Source organism: Pseudarthrobacter sp. C1, from assembly GCF_034720455.1.
Taxonomy (GTDB): domain Bacteria; phylum Actinomycetota; class Actinomycetes; order Actinomycetales; family Micrococcaceae; genus Arthrobacter.
Window position 1 is genome coordinate 93,473 of the sequence record NZ_JAYESK010000010.1, and the last position, 21,863, is coordinate 115,335.

Below are 21,863 nucleotides of genomic sequence, written 5' to 3' on the forward strand. Positions count from 1 at the left end.
GACCGGATCCTCGGCATGCGTGTTCTGACCACCGGCAGGTCCTCGGCCGCGTCCACCGCCGCTGCCCTCCTGCTTACCCTCTCCGCCTGCGTCCCAGGCGCTACACCCGGTAGTCCGGGCGCCGGCCCTGTCCCGGCAACCGCCACCGCCGGGCTGCCCAGCTCCCATGTCCACGGCCTGACCGTAAACCGCAAAACGGACCAGGTGCTGCTTGCCACCCATGAAGGCCTGTTTGACGTCACCAAACTACCGGGCACCAAAATTGGCGCCACCAACGATCTGATGGGCTTTACCGCCGCGGCTGACCAAGGTGTCTTCTACGCATCCGGACATCCCGGCCCCGGCTCCGATCTGCCCAACCCCATGGGCCTGATCAGGTCCGTCGATGGCGGCAAGACATGGGAACAGCTCTCCCGACAGGGCGAATCTGATTTTCACGCCCTCGCCGCCACCGCGTCCGGCATCGTCGCCTACGACGGGACGCTTCAAACCAGCCCGGACGGAAAAACCTGGACCCCGGCAAGGGCGGGCTTCGTTCCGGCCGTCCTTGCAGGCACCCCGGAGAGCGACACCGTTCTGGCCACCACCCGCGAAGGGCTCCAGCGCTCCACCGACGGCGGGAAAACCTGGGAACTAAACGCCACAGCCCCCATTGTCCAGTTCGTCGCCTTCGCCGGCGCCACGGAGGTCATCGGCGTCGAACCCGGCGGGACCGTGCATTACTCCGCCGACGCCGGAAGAACCTGGACACGCACCGGCCAAATCGAGGGTCAGGTCCAGGCAATGACAGCTGTAACCGGCGCTGAAGGCAAGCCACGGATCTGGGCCGCGACCGCCGAAAGGCTCGTCGTATCCACCGACGGCGGAGCCAGCTTCCGGGCCGCCGATTCCTCCTGAGCCGCCAGGCTCTGCCGGCTTCGTTGCCTTGAGGATGGCCAGCCGGCGCTGATGACCACGACTGCGCTAGGGGGTTTGGGGTGAGGGTAAACGGCCGGGAACGGCTGCTCTGAGCAGGGGGCGTGGCCTGGCGCCGAATAAGGGGAAGCCCCATCAGCCAGGCTGAAGGGGCTTCGACTGTTTTGATTCCGTTATGACGAACATCATCTCCCGAACTTGCGGGAATCCCGGCGCTTCCTGCCTCGTCACCGGCAGACCACCATGGATCAGATCCACGGCGTGTTCCAAGGTTCCCTGGTTGTTCGTTCCCGTCCTTCTTTCGAAGAACGTATAACTAGTTTCTCGCCTACTTTCCGGTACCGCAAGGGCAATTCCAGTGGATTTCGGGCGTTCCCGACGACACCTGCGCATCGCTCGAACGCAGGGATTCTGCTTGCAAGCGCCGCGCAAGTCCTTAAGCGCAGAACCTGCAGGTACCTTCGCGATCTCGCTAAGAGAAGGCCCGGACATTCTCATGTCCTGAACGACCCGGCGTCATCTGATGGTTACCTGCAGGCGATTTAAGTCTACGCCCGGACTGCGCCCTACAACAGGGCACGGTCCGCATCGCATCCCGCGGGAACTGCATCTTTGTGCCGGCTGGAAGGGGCATGTCCATTGGGACCAGTGAAGGGAAGCTCCGGGGAGGTCACGCCTTGGAGTGGACCACCAGAACAGGACATTGTGCGTGGTTGACGACCTGCGTCGAAACCGAGCCCAGGTGCAACCCGGGAAAACCGCCATGACCCCGGGAACCGACGACGATAAGGTCCGCGTCCTTGGCGGCGTCGAGTATTGCCGAAGCGGGTGAATTGGTATTGACGAGGTGTCCTGCGGCGGTCACGCCTCCGTCTGCAGCGGTCTTCAGCGCCTCACCCTGAAGCGTCCGCGCGGCTTGCTCTGGAGACTCTTCGGCGGCAATTTCGCCTGCCGCCGTTTCCAGGACAGCCGGATACCACGCCAACGGAGCCTTGTTCCAGGCTGTGACGAGGCGGAGCTGGCCGTGGCGCTGGCGGGCCTCATCCATGGCCCAGTCCAGTGCTGCCCGGGAATGCCCGGAACCGTCAAAACCAACAATAATCAAGAACGAACCGGTGCTGGTCACTTGTCTTTCCTTTCGATCGCCTCGCCGGGCCCTACCGCAATCAGGGTTACGCTTCTGTCTCGAGGCATCGCTTAGAAGCCTGTCGGTTCGGTTTCGAGCTCAGGTTCGCTGGGCAGGTGTTCATGGTGGAGCGGCCGCAGCGCTGTTGTTTGCGGGAACCACAGCAATGCGTCGTAGCGGTGGCCCATGGCCGTGGGGACGTAGTTGCCTTTCTCACGGTCGGGGTTGTAGACAACCCCGATGGCGCGGTGGCCGCGCCAGGAGGAGAGCCAGTGGCCCGCCCGGTCCGGTCCGAACACGAGAGTGGACGGGCTTTCGAGTGCCGCGTGGAGGAGGTCTTCGTGGCTTCCGCGTACGGCTGCCGGGACGTTCATGACCTCTTCCGGGAGACCCCAGGCCGGCGCGGCAGTGACGGATCCCCCATAGGACGCGAAGCCGACAAGGACTACTGATCCGTGATGGCGCAGGCGCATGAGTTGGCCGATGTTGACCATGCCGTCCAGCGCCATATCCGTTGCCCTGGCGTCGCCTATATGCGTGTTGTGCGCCCAGACCAGTCCCTTGGAGCCGGGGCCGTGGTGGCGTGCCAGCCGGTCTATGGTGTCGCTCATGTGGTGGTCCCGGATGTTCCAGGATTGCCGGTCACCGCGGATCATGGTCCGGTAGTAGCGTTCGGCGTTTGCCGCCACGATGGCGTTCTGCACTGCGTCAAAAGCTGCAGCATCGTCCTCCACCCGGCCGAAGGTCTGCCGGTGCACCTCGGCCAGAAGCATCACCACGTCCGCCTCGCAGGATCGTGGTACCAGGCGGGTGTCCGAGGCATACCGCTGGGGGTCTTCCCGGAACGGTACAAAGCACTGCCAGGCCTTCATTGCTGCCGGCATGGCCTCGGGTGCGTTGGCGTTGAGCCAGCCGAAGATTTCCCTCAGGGAATCCCAGAGGGAATAGACATCCAGTCCGTAGAAGCCGGTGCGCTGTTCTTCCGGTCGGGCCAGATTCCATTCGCGTAGCCAGGTGAGGAACTCTGCCACTTCCTGGTTTGCCCACATCCAGGTGGGCCACCGCTCGAAGCCGGCCAATAGTTGCCGGGCATCGAGGTTCTGGTCGGTTTGGCCGCGGACCCAGCGGTTGACGCGCCAACAGTCCGGCCAGTCGCCCTCCACCCCAATCCAGCTGAATTGGTGTTCCTCGATGAGACGACGGCTGAGGGCTGCCCGCCACTGGTAATACTCCTGCGTGCCGTGTGAAGCCTCGCCCAGGCAGACGAAGCGTGCCCGGGCACATAAATCCACCAGGCCGTCCAGGTGTCGGGAAGCCGTTTGCAGCGGCCTGGCCAGGGCCCGGATCTCGTCCAGTTCCAGCCCGTGGGGATGGTGCCGGTCCCCGGTCCCGCGGTTCACAACATCATCCCTCGCACGTCATTGGACTGTTTCCCTGGCAAGCCGGCTGCTTCCCGGGTGCATCGGGATCCGCAGGACAGACGGGCGGATCAGCAGCCGGGCGGATCAGCGCGCTTTCGCTTGGCCGGTACCGCGGCCAAGCAAGATCCCCACGGCGAGCATGACGACTCCCAGAACGACGTGGAGCCAGTTATCTGCCGTGTTCACTGGGATGAAGTTGGCAGACGACGCCTGGTCAATCAGCAGCCCGTAGAGCCAGATCACCAGATAGAGGGCGCCCGCACCGATGAGGTAGTACTTCGACTGGAGTGCGGACCTGCCCATGAGCAGGCCGGCGGCTCCGAAGAGCAGGTGAACAATGTTGTGCAGGATGGACACCTGGAAAATGCCGAGGAGCATCGCGCCGGACTCAGTGCCGGCAAAGGTCATTTCCGCATAGTTCGTGGTGACCCCGGGGATGAAACCGAGGACGCCCACCAGAGCGAAAACTGCTCCAGCGCCCAGGGCTGTGATTTCGAGGGGCGTGCGGTGGTGGCGTGCGCCGATTCCCGGATGTGCTGATGATGCCGACATGGCTTTCTTCCTTGTTTGAAGGGGTGGAATCTTTGGTGCTCGAGTGCGGCCGCCAGCGGGGAGTGGTGCAGCGCCACGCTGGTTATGCTTCCAGCTTCAAGCTACGGTTGCCTGGCTTTCAGAGGCTTAAGTCCTTAGGTCAGTGAAGGTTAGGGATGAAGTGCGAAAACCGCTATTTTCCGGGCTCCGGGCATGAACGCAGACCGTGTGCGAAGGCTCCCGGGAGGAGGGTCTTTTGTCCCTATCTGGACCACATCCGCAGGTGTTAACTGGATTGACACCGGCCCCTCACGCGGCCCTTTGCCTGCATGGAATCTGGAGAACCCGTCATGTCTGATCTGCTCAAATGGTCCCCTTTTGCATCGACCCGGTGGACCTCCCCCTTCAACACCGTATTGCGATCCCCGGCCGAGCTGCTGGACTCCGTAGAGCGCATGTTCGACTCGGCAACAGGCCCCGCCCCCATCCGGGTCGAAGAGTTCGTCGACGGTAAAACGCTTGTGGTGCGTGCTGAGATGCCCGGCGTCGATCCGGACAAAGACGTCGAAGTGACCATGGACGACGGGTTCCTGCGGATTCGCGCCGAGCGCCAGGAAAAAGAAGAGCACAAGGACAAAGGACGCTACCGGTCGGAGTTCCGCTACGGGTCATTCAGCCGGAACATCCCGCTCCCTGAAGGGGTTAAGGAAGAAGACATCAAGGCCACCTACGTCAACGGGGTCCTGGAAGTCCGTGCCCCGCTGCCCGAGCAGGGCCTGCCCGCGGAGCCGAAGAAGCTCCCCATCACCCGCGGGTAACCTGGCAGCGCCCCACAACCACACCGGCACCACCGTTGTGCCCCGCAAAATCACCGCCGAGCTTTGCGGGGTCGTCGGCCAGCCGCTTCCCAGGATTCCCACGGCTGACACCAGGAAGCTTCTGAGCTGAGTGAGGTGTCCGAAGGAGCTGCTATGAGAGAACAGCATCCCCCGACGCTGCGGTTTCTCGGCGCAGCCGACACAGTGACAGGTTCCAGATACCTGATCCGGTCGCAAGGCCACCGGGTCCTTGTAGAGTGCGGCCTGTTCCAGGGCTATAAACACCTTCGCGACCGTAACCGCGTACCTTTCCAGGTCAGTCCCGCGAACATCGATGCCGTTGTCCTCACCCATGCCCATCTGGATCACAGCGGATACATCCCTGCACTGGTGCGCGACGGATTCCACGGCCCCGTCTATGCCACACCGGGCACGGCCGAACTGTGCAAGCTGCTGCTTCCCGACAGCGGATACCTCCAGGAAGAGGAAGCCCGCTACGCAGACCACAGGGCATCATCAACCCATCACCCTCCCGTGCCCCTCTACACAGCCCAGGACGCCGTCCGATCGCTCGACAGTTTCAAAACCCGGGACTTCGACTCTCCGTTCCCCCTGCCCGGGGGCATTGAAGCAACGTTCCTTCCTGCCGGCCACATCCTCGGCGCGGCCCAGGTGCACCTCCAACTTGCCGGCCGGACTATCCACTTCACTGGAGACCTGGGGCGGGCCGATGACCCCCTGATGTACGCGCCGAGAGCGCTGGGGCGCGTCAATGTACTGGTCACCGAATCCACCTACGGCAACCGGACACACCCGCAGGGCAACCCGGAAACTGAACTCGGCGACATCATCACCCGGGTGGCCAAGCGAAACGGCGTCATCATGATCGCCGCGTTCGCCGTCGGCCGGGCCGAAACGGTCCTGCTGCACCTGTCGCGGCTTCTCGCCAAACATGCGATCCCCTCCATCCCCGTCTACCTCAACAGCCCAATGGCAATCGACGCATCCGGCATGTATCAGCGCCATCGCGAAGAACACAGGCTCAAGCAGGACGAATTCGAAGCCATGTACAAAGTGGCCACCCCCGTCCGCAGCCCCGACGAGTCAAAACTGCTCAACCTGCGCGGCGGACCCATAATCATCATCTCCGCCAGCGGCATGCTCACCGGCGGCAGGATCCTGCACCACCTCACGGCCTACGGGCCGGACCGGCGCAACGCCATTATCCTCAGCGGATACCAGGCCGGTGGAACACGGGGCGCATCACTCGCCGCAGGCGAAAAATGCCTCCGGATCTACGGACAGGACGTCAGGATCGAAGCAGAAGTCATCCAGATGGAAGGACTATCCGCCCACGCCGACTCCAGCGAACTGATCCAATGGATGAGGACCGCCCCTCAGGCCCCGTCGATGACCTACGTCACGCATGGAGAGCCGGACGCCTCCGACGCCCTCCGGGCCCGCATCAAACGCCAACTGGGATGGAAAGCCCGCATTCCCGAGCACCTGGAAGCCATCTCACTCGAAAACCCGCGCTGAAGAAAACGCGTTCAAGGGGCTGCCGGGACCTGGCCCCGTCATGCCACCTTCTCCTGCCGATTGGCACGGGGTTCCACTCCTTCAAAGTAGCCGCCCTTGAAGAAGAGGAGCGGCTCGGCGCCGTCCCGCGCCCCCAGTGCGCGGACAGCACCCACCACAATGGTGTGGTCGCCGCCGTCGTACTCCTCATGCAGTTCGCAGTCCACCCAGGCGAGCGCCTGGTCCAGTACGGGATTGCCCAGGGGTGACGCAGAGTAGTTGACGCCGGCGTATTTGTCGGTGCCGGAGCGGGCAAACCGGGCTGCCAGGTGCTGGTGTTCCGCGGGCAGGATGTTCACGGTGAACCGGCCCGCGTCGCGCAGCCGCGGCCAGGTGCTGGAGCTTCGTGCAGGGCTGAAGGTGACCAGGGCGGGGTCCAGGGAGAGCGACGAAAACGACTGGCAGGTGAAGCCAACGGGGCCGTTGTCCGTGGCGGCGGTGATGACGGTCAGTCCGGAGGCGAAATGGCCCAGGACGTGGCGCAGGCGCTGCGGCGTGAGGTCAAAGTGTTCCGTCATTGTTCTTTCCTTTCGAGGCCGGTGGTTCAAACCAACCACCCGTAAGCGTGCTGTTCAATCGGGGGTGAAACGCACTGACTCCCTGGGCAATACGTGGTCACGGCCCGAAGCATGACGTAACGAAAAGGGGGGTCAAAGGCTTGGCACCGAAGCCGGCGGCGTAGCGGGTCCGAACCATCTGGCCAGCGCCTCCCTGAGGCCGGCTTCGCTTCCGCCACCCACCCAGGCCACATGCCCGTCCGGCCGGACGAGGACTGCGGCAGGCGCCGGAACCTCCCCGAGCGCGGGCAGCTTCCATGCCCCGCCGTACTCGGCATCCACCAGCTTCACCCGTGGCGGCCGCGGAAGATTGTCGAAGGCGCCCGGCACCCCGAAGTTCAGGAGCACGGGCCGGGCGTCATGCAGCAGCGAATAGACCGTGCGGGGTCCTTCCCGGGCGGCGAGCTCGACGTCGGGCATCCGCCGCCCGAGCAGCGGGTGTCCCTCGCCGACGTCGTAGTGAACGTCCAGGCCGGACTGCATTGCCGCGAAACGCCGGCGCGGTTCCTCCATGCCCAGGAGCTCGGCAACAACTTCCCCTGCCGCCTCGATCCGCGGGTCCGGGCGGCGCAGTGCGCTCTGCGCCATGGTGTTGCGCAGCACGCGGGCAGCCACCGGGTGGCGCTCGGCATGGTAGGTATCCAGGAGCCCGTCCGGGGCTGTTCCATGGACCACCTGCCCCAGCTTCCAGCCCAGGTTCACCGCGTCCTGCACCCCGATGTTCAGGCCCTGCCCGCCGTCCGGGGCATGCACGTGCGCCGCGTCGCCCGCGAGGAGGATCCGACCCGAACGGTAGGCAGCGGCCTGGCGCGTCATGTCCGTGAACCGGGAAATCCAGGTGGGGCTGTGGGCCCCGTAGTCCGTGCCGCAGGCGGCAATCAGGGCCGCGCTGAGATCAGCCAGCGTGGGTTCCGTAGCGGGACCCACGTGTTCCTCGGTCACCATCACCCCCACCGGCCCGCTGTCCGCGTAAACCACCTTGCCGTCCACGATCTTGTACTCCCGCCGGCCAAAGGAGTGGATGCCAAAAGCGTTCCGGTGCACGCCGAACTCCGGCTGGCCTGTCATCTCCACCTCGGCAATCAGCGCACTGGTGGTGGGCTCCCAGCCGGGGAACCCGATGCCCGCAGCCTTACGGACGAGGCTCCTGCCGCCGTCGCACCCCACCACGTAGTCCCCCCGCAGCGTCCTGCCGTCCTTGAGGTGGAGGCCGACGCCGGTGCCATCCTGCGCCAGGCCGGTCACCTCGCATCCGCGGTAGAACGTTACGGCCAGCTCCGCCACCCAGCCGGCCAGGATGCGTTCGATGTGGTTCTGCCACAGGCCCAGCCCGTAGGGATGGCGGGTGGGAAAGTCGCTGATGTCCAGGCGGGTGCCGGCGAAGCCCGCCACCTGGGCCACCTGGCCCTCCGCGAGGAACCTCCCCGCGATGCCTCGCTGGTCCAGGACTTCAAGGGTCCGCGCATGAAGCCCGCCCGCCCGCGCTCCGGCGAGGTCCTGGTTGGGGCGCCGCTCCACAACGGCCACATCAACCTCCGCCAGCGCCAACTCCCCTGCCAGCATCAGCCCCGTCGGGCCGCCGCCCACAATCACTACCGCATGCCCTGTCATTCCGCTTGCTCCAGTTCTCCCGGTTTCCGGCCCTGCGATTATCCGGCCGCGCCCGGGCCTTGCCGCAAGCCCCACCTGCGGGGATACAGTGGAAATGGAAGGTGTGCACAGGCCTCCGCGCGGGCCGGCCGCCCGTTGCGTCCAAATCGGTCCCGGGAGCACCCGTTCAGGGGACCCATATGGGTCTAGTGTTGGGCGGGTCGGCATTTGCCGCGAATAGCCCTCAGGGAGGGTGCATGAACTCCAGACAGTCCAGCTCCGAGCAATTTATGCAGTACTTGGAAAGCGTTGGGGGCTCGGAGGCGGACGTCGCCGGAGCGTCGTACGTGGTCAGCGACGGGGACACCGTGGAGAACGTGGTTTCAGCGCTGCGGATGGAACAACAGCAGCATGGCAGCACCGCCAAGGACCCGTCCGTCCTCCATGCCTTGGCGCAGGTGATGGTCAGCAGGCGCGATGAGCGGGATCCAGGCCACCATGCCGGAGCCTCCCAGCCCGGGGAGTACCAGCTGGACATCCATCTCAGCGCTGGAAACAACACCCGCGAAAGCATCCCGGAAACTGACATCGAAGCCGCCAAGGCCTGGGCACGCAAACGGATCGAAGCCCAAGGCGCCGAGTTTGGGGCCATCTACTTCCCGGCGGGCGGAAGCGGCGCATCAGGCACGGGAGCCTTGGTGTCCAGTTACGACCGTTCCGTGGGCTGGTACCGCTAGCCGGATTCCCCGCGCTGATGTCCGCCAGCAGCCAAGAGGGCATCCAGCTGGGCGGACTGGTGTGCCTGGAAGGCCTTGTCGGCGCTCACGTTCGTGCTGGCCAGCAGCGGTATGTCCAGGCTGGCGTTGCAGCCCCGGCAGCGGATCTCGTCCGTCCACACCCAGCTGTAAGCCGCATGCAATTCCCGCACCCTCTGCATCGCTGAGGTGATTGCTTCCGTCTTGGCCGCAAAGTGCGCTGCGTCCTCATTGCTGAGGCTTGTACCAATCTCGATGTCGATGCTCATCGTGCCTCTTCTCCGTTGTCCCGGATGGTGCTGTCGACAGTAACGGGCGATGCGCCGGGACGGAACGATTGGAAGGTCACGGTTGGCTAACCTTCTGATGCACAGCCGCGCATCAGGAACCGAAGAGAGCGGGAGGGCCCGGAAACGGCTCCGCAGCACCGGGCACAGCTAAAGCGCCGGTAACGCGGACCGGCCGCCCGGCTACCAGGCCTGGTGTTCGCGGGTGAGGCCGAAGGGGACTGCCTCGCTGAGGGCAACAGTGAACTTGTCGACGCCGAGGCGTGTGACCAGGATGCCGTGGCGCTTGCCGGCGAGTGCCTGGGCCTTGGCGGCCGTCACGGCGGCGTCGAGCTCAGCGTCCATGCTGTGGCGGTCGGCGACGGTCAGGGTGAGGGGGAAGTTCATGGGTCTAGCCTTTGTAGGTCGAGGGACGGGGGGTGAACAGGCACCTGCGCTCCCCAAGGCTGCAGACGAAGCGGGCATCGGTGTGCCCCGCCCAATGTTTCCCGAACGTTAAACTGCCAGCAACTTTAGATAAAAGCCGCAGGTCAGAGAGGGATATGGCTTTCCGTGGGCCTGCAACAGTCATCGGGCTCCAAGCGGTTGAATTAGAGTTGGACAGGAGTGGGCGCTGTTTCCGGACGGTTCCCATGCCCCTGAACAACCGCCAGGCGCAGAACCAAGCAACCAGCGCAGCACCATACGCGTGCCACAACCTGACAAGGATCCCGCCATTTCCACGGACGCTTTCTTCGGCAGACTCACCCGGATCCGCAATGTCATCCTTCCCGCACCCGCCCGGGCGCGGCTGAACACCGGGCGCGGACTGCTGGGCGGATTCATCGTTGTGCACATGGTCTTCCTGGTCTTCGCCGCCTCGGTGTCCCTGCGCGGCGAAGCCTTCAGCGACACCTTCATCTACCGCGACTGGGCCATGGCAGGCTTCAACGACGCCAACCTGACCGGCGGCCCCAGCCCCTGGGTCTACCCCATCCTGGCGCTGATCCCCATGGCCATCGCGGGCATCGCCGGCCCCGGACCGTTCTTTTTCCTGTGGGTGCTGATGACCACGCTGCTCAACGGCTGGGCCCTGCTGAAGCTCACCAACCGCGGCCGCGACCGCAACGCGATCCCCGCCGCCTGGTGGTGGCTGGTCTTCACATTGCTGATGGGCTGGCTCGGCTTCGCCCGCGTGGACGGGCTCACCGCCCCGCTGGTCCTGGTCGCCCTCGCATACGGCGTGGGCCGGCCGTTCATCGCCTCCGTCCTGCTGGCCATCGGCACCTGGGTCAAGGTGTGGCCGGCAGCGGTCATGCTGGCCCTGTTCGCGGTCGTCCGGAACCGGATCCTGGTGGTCCTGGCAGGCATAACGACGACGGCGGGCGTGGTTGCGCTGGCCGCTGCGGTGGGCAGCGTCCCCAAGCTTTTGAACTTCCTCACCCAGCAGGGTGACCGCGGCATGCAGCTTGAGGCCACCTTCACCACGCCCTGGCTCTGGCTGTCCGTCCTAAACGTGGGCGGTTCCCGGATGTACATGAACACGGACATCAACTCCATGCAGGTGGACGGCCCCGGCACGGCGCTGATGTCAGTGCTGATGCAGCCCCTCCTGGTCCTGGCGGCACTGCTGGTGGCGGCCCTGACGTTCTGGGCGCTCCATAACGGAAAAGTCAGCGGCGGCGTGGACCGCACTGAACTGCTCCTGGCCGGCGCCCTTACGCTGGCCACCGCGTTCGTTGTCTTCAACAAGGTAGGCTCCCCGCAGTTCATGGTGTGGCTCGCCCCCGCTGTCGCCGTCGGTTTGGCCCACAGCTGGCGGGAATGGCGCGTCCCTGCCACCATGCTGATCGTTATCGCCGTGGCCACGTACTTCATCTACCCGCTCTTCTACGACGCCCTGAGCCACAACAACCCCTGGATGGCGCTGGTGCTGACCATCCGCAACGTCCTCCTGGTGGTCCTGTTCCTGTGGAGCGTCCGCCGCCTCTACCTGCTGGGTAAGAAGACGCCCGCAGCGGCTCCCGCGCTGAAGGAGTCCTGACATTTCCGCGAAGTTCTTTGACCGGCTGGTGACCGTCCGCACCAAAGTCCTCCCCGCCAAGGTGGTGGACTGGTTCGCCCGCCCGTCCTCCGTGTGGTGGGGCTTCGCCGTCGTCCATCTCTATTTCCTGGGCTGGATGGCGTCCTTCTTCCTGCACGGCGATACGTTCAGCGACACCGAGCAGTACCGCCAGTGGGCCGTGGACGGCTACAACCCGCAGGACCTGGACGGGAAGATCAGCCCCTGGGTCTACCCGGTACTGGCGCAGCTCCCCATCTTCCTCGCCAACATCGCGGGACCGGACCTGTACCTCCTCGTCTGGTTCCTGATCATCACAGCCCTCAACGCCGTCGGGCTTGCCTTCCTCACCCGCGGACCGCGGAAGGCGGGCGGCATTGCGCCCGCCTGGTGGTGGCTGTTCTTCACCGTCTTCATGGGCTACCTCAGCTTCGCGCGGGTGGAAGGCATCACCGCGCCGATCGTGCTGATCGCGCTGCTGTACGCGGCGCAGCGTCCGGTGGTGGCCGGCATCCTGCTCAGCGTCGCCACCTGGATCAAGGTATGGCCCGCGGCTGTGCTGGTACCCATCGTGATAGCCAGCCGGAAGCGGGTCCAGGTGGTCCTCTCAGGCGTCGCCGTGACCGCCGTCGTTGCGCTGGGAACGTGGATGTCCGGCGGCCTCCGGCACATCATGGACTTCCTCCTGAACCAGGGCGAGCGCGGCATGCAGCTTGAAGCCACCTTCTCCACTCCGTGGGTGTGGCTGAGCGTCTTCAACATCGCCGGTTCCAGGATGGCGGACAACACCGCCATCAACTCCACCGAGGTCTACGGCCCGGGCGCGGGGACTGCGGCTTTCCTGATGCAGCCGCTGCTGATCCTGGCCGCGGTGGTGGCCGCCGTCCTGCTGGTGCGGGCCCTGAACCGCGGCGCCGAACGGGAGGAGCTGTTCCTTGAGGGTTCCCTCATGATGGTCACGGCGTTCATCGTGTTCAACAAGGTGGGTTCGCCGCAGTTCATCATCTGGCTGGCGCCGGTGATCATCGCCGGGCTTACCCACGACTGGAACAGGTGGAAGGTCCCGGCAGCTCTGCTCATGGGCATCGCCATGACCACGTTCGTGATCTATCCCCTGTTCTACACCCCGCTGATCCACGCCCACCCGGTGATGGCGGCCATCCTCACCACGCGCAATGTGCTCCTGGTGGTGCTGCTGTGGTGGTCGGTGAAGCGGACTGCCGAGCTGGGGCGGAAATCCCCTGCCGCGGTGCCTGCCGGCGCCTAGTTGCCGGCCTGGCTCCCCGGCAGCAGGTAGCGCGCAAACCATTCCCTGGCGAGGGTTGCGGCCTGGGTGAGCGTTCCGGGTTCTTCGAACAGGTGGGTTGCCCCCGGGACCACTTCCAGCCGGACCGGCGCCCGCATCCGGTCCATTGCCTGGCGGTTCAGGGCCAGGACCTGGGTGTCGGCGCCCCCTACCACCAGCAGGGTGGGTGCGCGCACCGCCGCCAGCCGCGGCCCGGCGAGGTCCGGGCGGCCGCCGCGGGAAACGACGGCGTCCACTTCCGTGTCAGGGTCGGCTGCCGCCCACAAGGCGGCACCCGCGCCGGTGCTGGCGCCGAAGTAGCCCACCTTGCATCCCGCTGTGTCACTCCTGCCGTTCAGCCAGCGGGTTGCCGCGGCCAGCCGCTCCGCCAGCAGGGCGATGTCGAAGACATTCCCGCGGTCCATCTCCTCGGCCGGGGTGAGCAGGTCCAGCAGCAGTGTGCCCAGGCCCGCCCCCTGCAGGACTGAGGCAACGTAGCGGTTGCGGGGGCTGTGCCGGCTGCTCCCGCTGCCGTGGGCGAACACCACCACTGCATTGCAGGGTTCCGGGAGGTGCAGATCGCCGTGGAGCGCCACCCCGTCCACCGCGATCTCCACATCCTGGTCGGTGCCCGCAGCCCCAGCCCCGGCGAGGCGTTCCCGCAGCGCGGCGGCATCGAGCAGCTGCACCACCTCTTCGTCGGTGGTGGGCGAGAAGTCGCGGTAGTAGTACCCCACGGCCTGGAAGTTCCGGGCGCTGATCAGGGAATAGACCTGGTCCGGCTCGGACAGTGTTCCCATCGCGTCCGCCGGGGCCACAGGAACTGCCAGGATCACCTTTGCGGCGCCCAGGTGGCGTGCAACCTGGCAGGCAACACGCGCCGTCGACCCCGTTGCGATGCCGTCGTCCACAACGATGGCAGTGCGCCCGGCAAGGTCCTTCCGGGGCCTCCCCTGGCGGTAGCGCTCCAGCCTGGACTCCAGCCGCACGCGCTCGCGCCGCTCAACGGCCTCAAGGTCATCCTCCGTGACTCCGGCGAGCGAGATGACGCGCTGGTTGAGGACCCGCGCGCCGCCTTCACCTATAGCTCCCATGGCTACTTCAGGCTGGAACGGAAGGCCGAGTTTCCGCACCACGATGACGTCCAGCGGCGCATTCAGGGCCTTCGCAACTTCGGCCGCCACCGGAACCCCTCCACGGGGCAGCCCCAGGACCAGCACATCTTCCGCCCGGAACCGTTCCAACATGAGCCCCAGTTTCCGGCCGGCGTCAACCCTGTCCAGGAATTCATACATCAGGCCACCCCTTCGCATGGAGCCCAGTTATCTGTTCCGGGAAAACCCTCCCCCGCAGGCCCGCTACTCTTCCTCAAACAGGACCTCCGCTGCGGCCGACCATGACAGCCTCAGGACAAAGTGGCCGTCTGCGGTGTTCCGGGCAATGACCGCCCCTGCCGTCCCTGCCAGTTTCACGCCGAACTCCACTTCGATGTGTTCAGGCCCGATTTCCCGCATGGCGTCCACGGCAGCGGCGGCAGCGGGGCGGACGGCAGCGAGCGCGTCCTCCAGCCGGCGGCCGGCGTCCAGGATCCCCTGCTCGTTCCGGCCGGGATGGTCCACACCGTAGCTGTTGTCATCCACCTCGACCAGGATTGTCCCGGACCCCACTTCATAGCGGACTACTTCAGTCATGGCGGGTGCCTCCAATCACGGGCGGGGAAGGACAGTTGCCGGGTCCCGGTGCGCTTCCAGTAGACACCTGCCCGGAGCGCAGCTGACAGTGCCGAAAGGCCCGGCCGGGCGGCGCCGGTCCGGGTGCCGGCCCTCTTTCCCGGGGGACTTTCTACCCTTGCCCGCATGGGCTGCGGGGCGTCGGATAGGAACATGACGGCAGGAACCGAACGGCCCATGCGCTGGCAGCGAATCCCCAAGGACGTTCAAGGCTTCCCTGTCCGGCCCAACCTGCAGGACTATGAAACCGCCTGCCGCCAGTTCTCCTGGGACGATGCCCGCCGGGCTCTTTCCGGGCTCCGGGGCGGCGGCCTGAACATAGCCCATGAAGCAGTGGACCGCCATGCCGCCGGGCCGCGGGCCCACCACGAGGCCTTGCGGTTCGTGCGCGCCGACGGATCCGCTCATTCCCTGACCTATCTGGAGCTTGCCGGCCAGACCAACCGTTTTGCCGCTGTGCTGCGGCAGCTGGGCATCGGCCGCGGGGAGCGGATCTTCTCGCTCACCGGCCGCAGCCCCGAGCTGTACGTTGCGGTGCTGGGCGCCCTCAAGAACGGAAGCGTCTTCTGCCCGTTGTTTTCCGCCTTCGGGCCGGAGCCCGTGAGGCAGCGCCTGCACCTGGGGCACGGGCGGGCGCTGGTCACCACCAGGGCTCTCTACCGCAAGAAAGTGGCCCAGATCCGGGATAGCCTCCCGGATCTCAAGCACGTCTTCCTCATTGACGCGGACGGCGCTCCGGAACCGGGGACCCTCGACCTCGAGGGGCTCCTGGCGGCCGCCCCGGCGGACAGCATCATGGCGCCCACCTCCGGCGAGGACATGGCGCTGCTGCACTTCACCAGCGGCACCACGGGCACCCCGAAAGGCGCCATCCATGTCCACGAGGCCGTCACCGCCCACTATGCGACGGGCCGGTTCGCGCTGGACCTGCACCCCGGCGACACCTACTGGTGCACAGCGGACCCCGGATGGGTCACGGGCACCTCCTACGGTGTCATCGCCCCGCTGGTGCACGGCGTCACCACAGTGGTGGACGAGGAGGAGATGGACGCGGACCGGTGGTACCGGATCCTCGCTGAGCAGCGCGTTACCGTCTGGTACACCGCGCCGACCGCCCTGCGCATGCTGATGAAAGCCGGCGCGGAGAGGGCCGCCGGGCACGATCTTTCGGCGCTGCGGTTCGTGGCCAGCGTGGGCGAGCCGCTCAACCCGGAAGTGGTGGTCTGGGGCCAGGAAGCGTTCGGCCTGCCCGTCCACGACAACTGGTGGCAGACGGAGACCGGCGGAATCATGATCGCCAACTTCGCGGCCACGGAAATCCGGCCCGGTTCCATGGGCCGGCCGCTGCCGGGAGTGGAGGCGGCGCTCGTCGCGCGGGACGGGGACGGCAAGCCGGTGGTCCGTGACGGCGACCCCGTGCTGGTCACGGAACCGGACACCATGGGGGAACTGGCGCTGCGCGCCGGCTGGCCATCAATGTTCAGGGGCTACCTCAATGAGGAGGAGCGCTACCGCAGGTGCTTCGCCGGAGGCTGGTACCTCACCGGGGACGTCGCAAAACGCGATGCGGACGGGTACTACTGGTTCGTTGGCCGCGGCGACGACGTCATCAAGTCCTCCGGCCACCTCATCGGTCCCTTCGAGGTGGAGAGCTCGCTGATGGAGCACCCGGCCGTGGCCCAGGCGGGGGTCATCGGCGTCCCGGACCCGGTGGCCGGCGAGGTGGTCAAGGCGTTTGTCGAGCTCAGGACCGGATGGGAGCCCTCCGAAGAGCTGCGCCTGGACATCATCGGTTTTGCGCGCAAGCGGCTCGGCGCCGCAGTTGCGCCGCGCATGGTGGACTTCACCGCGGCGCTGCCGAAAACCCGCAGCGGAAAGATCCTTCGGAGGCTCCTGAAGGCCCGCGAACTGGGGCTCCCCGAGGGGGACACATCCACCGTCGAAACCACCACGGAGGCACCATGACCGGCACACCGGAAAGGATCGGCGCGGACCGGGCCGGCACCGCGAGGCATCTCCTGCACCAGATGCTCCGGGTGCGCCGGCTGGAGGAAAAGTGCGTCGAACTCTACACCGAGGCGAAAATCCGGGGCTTCCTGCACGTCTACATCGGCGAGGAAGCCGTGGCTGCGGGCGTCCTGGACAACCTGGACGCAGGAGACGCCGTGGTGGCAACCTACCGGGAACACGGCCATGCACTGCTGCGGGGCGTGGCCGCCGGGGCCATCCTCGCCGAAATGTACGGCAACGTCCAGGGCTGCTGCCGCGGGCGGGGCGGCTCCATGCACCTGTTCGACGCCGCCACCCGCTTCTACGGCGGCAACGCGATCGTGGCGGGCGGGCTGCCCCTCGCCGTCGGCCTAGCGCTGGCGGACAAGATGGCCGGCCGCGCGCGCGTGACGGCCTGCTTCTTCGGCGAAGGGGCCGTGGCCGAGGGAGAATTCCACGAAAGCCTGAACCTGGCGGCACTGTGGCAGTTGCCCGTGCTCTTCTGCTGCGAGAACAACCTGTATGCGATGGGCACGGCACTGCGCCGCTCCGAGTCGCAGACGGACATTGCGCTGAAGGCTGCCGGCTACGAGCTCGCGGCCTGGGCAGTGGACGGGATGGACGTCCTCGCCGTCCATGAAGCCGCCCGCCGCGCCGTGGATGCCGTGCGGTCGGGCGCGGGTCCGCACTTCCTGGAGCTGCGGACCTACCGCTTCCGTGCCCACTCCATGTTTGATCCGGAGCGCTACCGGGAGAAGGCAGAGGTGGCGCACTGGATCGAGCGGGACCCCATCACCCTCCTGCGCAACGCCCTGGAGGCTGCGGGCCAGCTGAGCGAAGACCAGTTGGCAGGCATCCAGGGTGACGCCGACGCGGAGGTGGCGTCCGCCGTCGAGTTCGCCGAAGCCGGGACTCCGGAGCCGCTGGAGGACCTGGCCCGGTTTGTCTACAGCGAGCGGGGACCGGAATGAAAACCACCTACCGGGAAGCCATCAGGGCCGGGATCCGGGATGCCATGAACCGTGACCCCCGGGTGTTCCTCATGGGCGAGGACGTGGGCGCGTACGGCGGCTGCTTCGCCGTCAGCCTGGGACTGTTCGAGGAGTTCGGGCCGCAACGGATCCGCGACACTCCCCTGTCCGAATCCGGCTTCGTCGGTGCGGGCATCGGCGCGGCGCTGGGCGGCATGCGGCCCATCGTGGAGATCATGACCGTCAACTTCAGCCTGCTGGCCCTGGACCAGATCGTGAACAACGCGGCCACGCTCCTGCACATGTCCGGCGGGCAGTTCAACGTCCCGCTGGTGATCAGGATGACCACCGGCGCGGGACGCCAGCTGGGCGCCCAGCACTCGCACAGCCTGGAGGGCTGGTACGCCCACATTCCGGGCCTGCGCATTCTCGCGCCGGCCACCTTGGAGGATGCACGCGGCATGCTCTGGACCGCGCTGGAGGACCCGGACCCGGTGCTGATTTTCGAGCACGGGACGCTCTACAACATGCCGGGCGAGCTTGATGACGGCGCCGGGCCGGTGGACATCACCGCCGCCGCCGTCCGGCGGCCGGGGACGGACGTCTCGCTCATCACCTACGGCGGCACGCTGCCGGCAGTGCTCGACGCCGCCGGGCGGCTGGCAGCGGAAGGCATCGGTGCCGAGGTACTGGACCTGCGCGTCCTGCGCCCGCTCGATGATGCGGCAATCCTGGCCACGGTGGGCAAGACGCACCGGGCCGTGGTGGTGGATGAAGGGTGGCGCAGCGGCAGCATCTCGGCCGAGATCAGCGCGCGGATCACGGAGGCGGCCTTCTACGACCTCGACGCCCCGGTGGGACGGGTCTGCAGCGCCGAGGTCCCGCTGCCCTACGCCAAGCACCTGGAGCTTGCCGCGCTTCCCTCGGCTGAACGGATCGTGGCGGCGGCGCGGGAGGTGACGGGCGGGCGTGGGTGATTTCCGCATGCCGTCCCTGGGGGCGGATATGGACCACGGCAAGATGGTGGAGTGGCTCGTCAAGCCGGGCGACTACGTCCACCGCGGTGACGTGGTGGCCGTAGTGGACACCGAGAAGACGGTCATGGACATCGAGACCTTCGAAGAGGGGGTTGTGGCCGAGCTGCTGGTGGACGTCGGCACCACGGTTCCCGTCGGCACCCCGCTCGCGCGGATCACTGCAACGCCCGATGACGGGACGGGAGCCGCGCCGCCGGCGGAAACCCACGGGCCCCTCTCGCCCCCGGTGCGGCACCTCGCCCACCAGCTGGGAGTTGATCCGGGCTCCATCCGCGGCACGGGCAGGCACGGGGCGGTGACGCGTTCCGACGTGGAACGCGCTGCAGCGCTGGTGCCGGTGACGGCAGCTCCGGAACCCGCACCGGCAGCTCCGGAGCCCGCGGCGCCTCACGTGGAGGACGACGGCGGCAACCGTGGGCGGGTGCGCTCGTCACCTCTCGCCCGGCGCCTGGCGGCCGAGCGCGGAGTTGACCTTTCGGCCGTGGCCGGGACCGGGCCCGGCGGTGCGGTCACGGAAGGCGACGTCCTCCACGCGGCCGCTGCCGCCCCCGCACCGGTGCCACCAGGGGGTGCGGCGCCGGAAGCTCCGGCATCACCGGAGCTGACTGTGCCTGAAGTCCCGGCAACAGCAGAAGAGCCTGCGGCCAGGCCCGCGGAGGACCGGCAGCGCGAGGCAAGCCTGCGCAGGGCGGTCGGGGCGCTGATGTCCCGCTCCAAGAAGACGATTCCGCACTACTACCTCAGCACCACGCTGGACATGGGTGCCGCTGTGGCCTGGATGCAGTCCGTTAACCTCCAGCGCCCTGTTTCCTCCCGGCTGGTTCCCTCTGCACTCCTGCTGAAGGCCGCTGCCCTTGCTGCCAGGGACGTGCCCGAGGTCAACGGCCTGTATGTGGATGACGAGTTCCGGCCCAGCCAGGCAGTGCATCTCGGCGTCGCCGTTGCCCTTCGGAAGGGCGGCATCGTGGCCCCGGCAATCCACGACGCCGACCAGCTCCCGGTGGACACCCTCATGGAGCAGCTGAGGGACCTCGTGTCCCGTGCCCGGGCAGGCAGGCTGCAGCGGGCAGAAATGGCCGATCCCACCATCACCGTGACCAACCTGGGCGACCTGGGCGTGGAGAGCGTGTTCGGGGTGATCTATCCGCCGCAGGTGGCCATGGTGGGCCTGGGCCGGCTGATGGAACAACCGTGGGCGCACGAGGGAATGCTCGGCGTCCGTCCCGTGGTGACGGCCACCCTCTCCGCCGACCACAGGGTGAGTGACGGCCTGCGCGGCGCACGTTACCTGGCGCGGCTGGACGAACTGCTGCAAAAGCCGGAGGAACTATGAACGAACAGGACGCCCGCGCGGCAGTGCACCAGGCGATCGGGCAGGTGGCGCCGGACGTGGAGCCGGCGGACCTTGCGGACGGTGCACGGCTGCGGCAGGACCTTGAACTCGATTCACTCGACTTCCTGCGGCTTGTGGAGACCATATATTCCGCAACAGGCATAAATATTCCGGAAGGCGACTACCCCCGGGTGGCGACGGTGGGCGGCCTGATCGCGTACATCGCCGGTCACGCCTGACGCCGGGCAGCCCCGCGTCTCGCCTCGACTACGGCCACAGCCCAGCGCCACCCGCGTTTTACCAGGTCAAGCGGCCTGGCCTCGATGAGCAGCCGCCGTGTATGCAGATCGAGGAATAGAAGGTAGAACGTGAAGGCAAGGGCTGTGACGAACGCCAGCGAGGAGGCGTCGATGGGCAGTGCCACGAAGGACCACACGGAGAGCTGGTCCTGCGCCCCGAACACCACAAAGAACGTCACGCCCACGTACAACGACCTGATCTGCCAGTCGTCCCGGATACCGGTAACGGCCAGGAAAGGCAGGAACCAGAGGATGTACCAGGGCTGGATGATGGGCGAGAGCATCACGACGGCGGTAAACGCCAGCGCCATCCGGCGCACCGCCCGCGAGTAGTCACCGCGGAACATCAGGACCAGGACCAGCGCGATCGCCGCCCATTTCATTCCCGTCCGCAGGAGGGTGGCGAACGTGCCGCCGGGGAGCCCCAGCACGTTGCCCAGGAACTCCACCTGCTGGCCCAGGAAGCCCGATGGCGAGTAGCCGGTATAGCCCGGCGTGGGGTCCATGATGGCCCACACCCATCCCATCCCCAGGTTGTACGGGATGCCGCTGAGGGCCAGCACGCCGAAGCTGATGCCCGCCGTCGCGCCCCACATCAGGAACTTGCGGGGCCAGGAAGCCGACGGTCCCGCCCACATCAGGCCAACAAAGGGAAGCAGGAGGACGGTGATCGGCTTGATTCCGATCGACGCGGTCACCAGCAGCACTCCGAGCAGGTACCGGCGCGTGGCCGCGAGGTAGACGCCTGCGACGGCGAGGCCCACCATGAGGGCGTCGTTGTGCGCGCTGGCAATGAAGCTGATCAGGAACAGCGGGTTGGCCACGGAGATCCAGAGTGCACGCGCCCCGTTGATGCCGTGCAGCTCCGCCAGCCTGGGCACATAGATGACGCAAAGCAGGACCCCGACGCCGGCGAGGAGGCGGAACAGGAGGACAGACACATCCGGCTGCGCGCCGGTCAGCCCCACCACCCCGCGCGCCAGCCAGAGGAAGTACGGACCGTACGGGGTCCTGGCTTCCGCCCAGGCAGGATCGGCGCCGAGCGAGAACCAGTTGCTGAGCGTGGAAATCCCCACCTGGTATGGGTTCTGGCCCTCCATGACCAGCCGGCCCTGGCCGGTGTAGGCATAGACGTCGCGGGAAAAGACGGGGACACAGAAAAGCAGCGGCAGGGACCAGGCAGAGATGGCGAGGACGACGGACCGCAGCGACGATTTGCCCCAATCCGCCAGGCGCTGGCCCAGCCGGAGCCAGGACCGCATCAGCACCATGGCGCCCACCGTCAGGAGCACGGTGGATACAGTCACTCCCCAGCCCTCGGTGCGGAGGGCGATTACCACCGGCTGGCGGATCATGGGTGAGCCGTTGGCGATCCACCCGGTCCCGATGGAACCGATAAACATCATCAGGGCCCCGACAAAGCCCTCGATGGTGGCCAGGTAGGCGCGGCCGGTGGCCGGGCCGGAGGCTTTAGCCGACGCTGCCGGCTGCGTCTCCGAAGTCCCGAGGTGTGACCCGCCTGCCGTCATGTTTGTCTGGTCCCTCACTTGGTTACGGCGCTGGTAGGACCAGCAATAAGGCCGCCCTGCAACGCCGCTAT

Annotated in this window: 21 protein-coding genes; 11 read left to right on the plus strand and 10 right to left on the minus strand. The window is 66.6% G+C overall.

Annotation, left to right across the window (positions count from 1 at the left end; genetic code table 11):
- The first annotated feature begins 15 nt into the window (after positions 1–15).
- Positions 16–897 carry a F510_1955 family glycosylhydrolase gene (locus U7114_RS16165; protein ID WP_323057944.1) on the plus strand — a complete coding sequence of 294 codons (882 nt, stop codon included), beginning with the start codon at positions 16–18 and terminating at the stop codon, positions 895–897.
- 688 nt (positions 898–1,585) lie between these two features.
- Here U7114_RS16165 and U7114_RS16170 read toward each other — a convergent pair.
- From U7114_RS16170 to U7114_RS16180, 3 genes are all read right to left on the minus strand, one after another.
- Positions 1,586–2,041, minus strand: a complete 456-nt coding sequence (locus U7114_RS16170; RefSeq protein WP_323057945.1) for a universal stress protein — start codon at positions 2,039–2,041, stop codon at positions 1,586–1,588.
- A 71-nt stretch (positions 2,042–2,112) separates the two neighbouring features.
- Entirely contained in the window at positions 2,113–3,441 is a 1,329-nt protein-coding gene (locus U7114_RS16175) for an erythromycin esterase family protein (RefSeq protein WP_323057946.1), read from the minus strand.
- Between the two features lie 105 nt (positions 3,442–3,546).
- Positions 3,547–4,014: a DUF4383 domain-containing protein gene (locus tag U7114_RS16180; RefSeq protein ID WP_157239976.1), complete on the minus strand. Its 468-nt coding sequence runs from the start codon at positions 4,012–4,014 to the stop codon at positions 3,547–3,549.
- Between the two features lie 329 nt (positions 4,015–4,343).
- On the opposite strand from U7114_RS16180, the gene U7114_RS16185 reads away from it, so the two are divergent.
- Both U7114_RS16185 and U7114_RS16190 read left to right on the plus strand, forming a co-directional pair.
- Positions 4,344–4,811, plus strand: coding sequence for an Hsp20/alpha crystallin family protein (locus U7114_RS16185; protein ID WP_321214957.1), 468 nt, complete (start codon positions 4,344–4,346; stop codon positions 4,809–4,811).
- 153 nt (positions 4,812–4,964) lie between these two features.
- A complete protein-coding gene (locus tag U7114_RS16190) occupies positions 4,965–6,350 on the plus strand; it encodes an MBL fold metallo-hydrolase (protein ID WP_323057947.1) in 1,386 nt (461 codons plus the stop codon).
- 38 nt (positions 6,351–6,388) lie between these two features.
- Here the strand turns inward: U7114_RS16190 and U7114_RS16195 are convergent, their stop codons facing one another.
- Together U7114_RS16195 and U7114_RS16200 are read right to left on the minus strand one after the other, a co-directional pair.
- Positions 6,389–6,907 (minus strand): flavin reductase family protein, encoded by a 519-nt coding sequence (locus tag U7114_RS16195; RefSeq protein WP_323057948.1) that lies wholly within the window; start codon positions 6,905–6,907, stop codon positions 6,389–6,391.
- Positions 6,908–7,039: 132 nt separating this feature from the next.
- Positions 7,040–8,557 carry an FAD-dependent monooxygenase gene (locus tag U7114_RS16200; protein ID WP_323057949.1) on the minus strand — a complete coding sequence of 506 codons (1,518 nt, stop codon included), beginning with the start codon at positions 8,555–8,557 and terminating at the stop codon, positions 7,040–7,042.
- A gap of 236 nt (positions 8,558–8,793) precedes the next feature.
- Here U7114_RS16200 and U7114_RS16205 point away from each other — a divergent pair, with 236 nt between their 5' ends.
- Entirely contained in the window at positions 8,794–9,273 is a 480-nt protein-coding gene (locus U7114_RS16205; protein ID WP_157239986.1) for a hypothetical protein, read from the plus strand.
- Here the strand turns inward: U7114_RS16205 and U7114_RS16210 are convergent.
- Together U7114_RS16210 and U7114_RS16215 are read right to left on the minus strand one after the other, a co-directional pair.
- Entirely contained in the window at positions 9,270–9,560 is a 291-nt protein-coding gene (locus U7114_RS16210) for a hypothetical protein (protein WP_157239988.1), read from the minus strand. The two genes, U7114_RS16205 and U7114_RS16210, sit on opposite strands and share 4 nt — an antisense overlap.
- Before the next feature lie 201 nt (positions 9,561–9,761).
- Positions 9,762–9,965, minus strand: coding sequence for a hypothetical protein (locus U7114_RS16215; RefSeq protein ID WP_157239990.1), 204 nt, complete (start codon positions 9,963–9,965; stop codon positions 9,762–9,764).
- 301 nt (positions 9,966–10,266) lie between these two features.
- Between U7114_RS16215 and U7114_RS16220 the strand changes: the two genes are divergently transcribed.
- Positions 10,267–11,601 carry a glycosyltransferase family 87 protein gene (locus U7114_RS16220; protein WP_323057950.1) on the plus strand — a complete coding sequence of 445 codons (1,335 nt, stop codon included), beginning with the start codon at positions 10,267–10,269 and terminating at the stop codon, positions 11,599–11,601.
- Positions 11,602–11,629: 28 nt separating this feature from the next.
- Positions 11,630–12,886 (plus strand): glycosyltransferase 87 family protein, encoded by a 1,257-nt coding sequence (locus U7114_RS16225; RefSeq protein ID WP_321214953.1) that lies wholly within the window; start codon positions 11,630–11,632, stop codon positions 12,884–12,886.
- Here U7114_RS16225 and U7114_RS16230 read toward each other — a convergent pair.
- Positions 12,883–14,199 carry a phosphoribosyltransferase gene (locus tag U7114_RS16230; RefSeq protein ID WP_157239993.1) on the minus strand — a complete coding sequence of 439 codons (1,317 nt, stop codon included), beginning with the start codon at positions 14,197–14,199 and terminating at the stop codon, positions 12,883–12,885. The two genes, U7114_RS16225 and U7114_RS16230, sit on opposite strands and share 4 nt — an antisense overlap.
- Before the next feature lie 63 nt (positions 14,200–14,262).
- Positions 14,263–14,595 carry a CU044_2847 family protein gene (locus tag U7114_RS16235; RefSeq protein WP_157239994.1) on the minus strand — a complete coding sequence of 111 codons (333 nt, stop codon included), beginning with the start codon at positions 14,593–14,595 and terminating at the stop codon, positions 14,263–14,265.
- 192 nt (positions 14,596–14,787) lie between these two features.
- Here U7114_RS16235 and acsA point away from each other — a divergent pair, with 192 nt between their 5' ends.
- Genes acsA through U7114_RS16260 form a run of 5 tightly spaced genes read left to right on the plus strand, consistent with a single transcriptional unit; the run spans position 14,788 to position 20,203 of the window.
- Positions 14,788–16,599 (plus strand): acetate--CoA ligase, encoded by a 1,812-nt coding sequence (gene acsA / locus U7114_RS16240; protein ID WP_323057951.1) that lies wholly within the window; start codon positions 14,788–14,790, stop codon positions 16,597–16,599.
- Positions 16,596–17,594: a pyruvate dehydrogenase (acetyl-transferring) E1 component subunit alpha gene (gene pdhA / locus U7114_RS16245; RefSeq protein ID WP_323057952.1), complete on the plus strand. Its 999-nt coding sequence runs from the start codon at positions 16,596–16,598 to the stop codon at positions 17,592–17,594. The genes acsA and pdhA overlap by 4 nt, the downstream gene beginning before the upstream one ends.
- Entirely contained in the window at positions 17,591–18,571 is a 981-nt protein-coding gene (locus U7114_RS16250; protein WP_321214947.1) for an alpha-ketoacid dehydrogenase subunit beta, read from the plus strand. The genes pdhA and U7114_RS16250 overlap by 4 nt, the downstream gene beginning before the upstream one ends.
- Entirely contained in the window at positions 18,564–19,964 is a 1,401-nt protein-coding gene (locus U7114_RS16255) for a dihydrolipoamide acetyltransferase family protein (RefSeq protein WP_323057953.1), read from the plus strand. Before U7114_RS16250 ends, U7114_RS16255 begins: the two co-directional genes overlap by 8 nt.
- Complete coding sequence (locus U7114_RS16260) at positions 19,961–20,203, plus strand: acyl carrier protein (RefSeq protein ID WP_321214945.1); 243 nt, start codon at positions 19,961–19,963, stop codon at positions 20,201–20,203. The genes U7114_RS16255 and U7114_RS16260 overlap by 4 nt, the downstream gene beginning before the upstream one ends.
- Here U7114_RS16260 and mptB read toward each other — a convergent pair.
- Complete coding sequence (mptB, locus tag U7114_RS16265; protein WP_323057954.1) at positions 20,194–21,792, minus strand: polyprenol phosphomannose-dependent alpha 1,6 mannosyltransferase MptB; 1,599 nt, start codon at positions 21,790–21,792, stop codon at positions 20,194–20,196. The two genes, U7114_RS16260 and mptB, sit on opposite strands and share 10 nt — an antisense overlap.
- Positions 21,793–21,863: the final 71 nt, after the last annotated feature.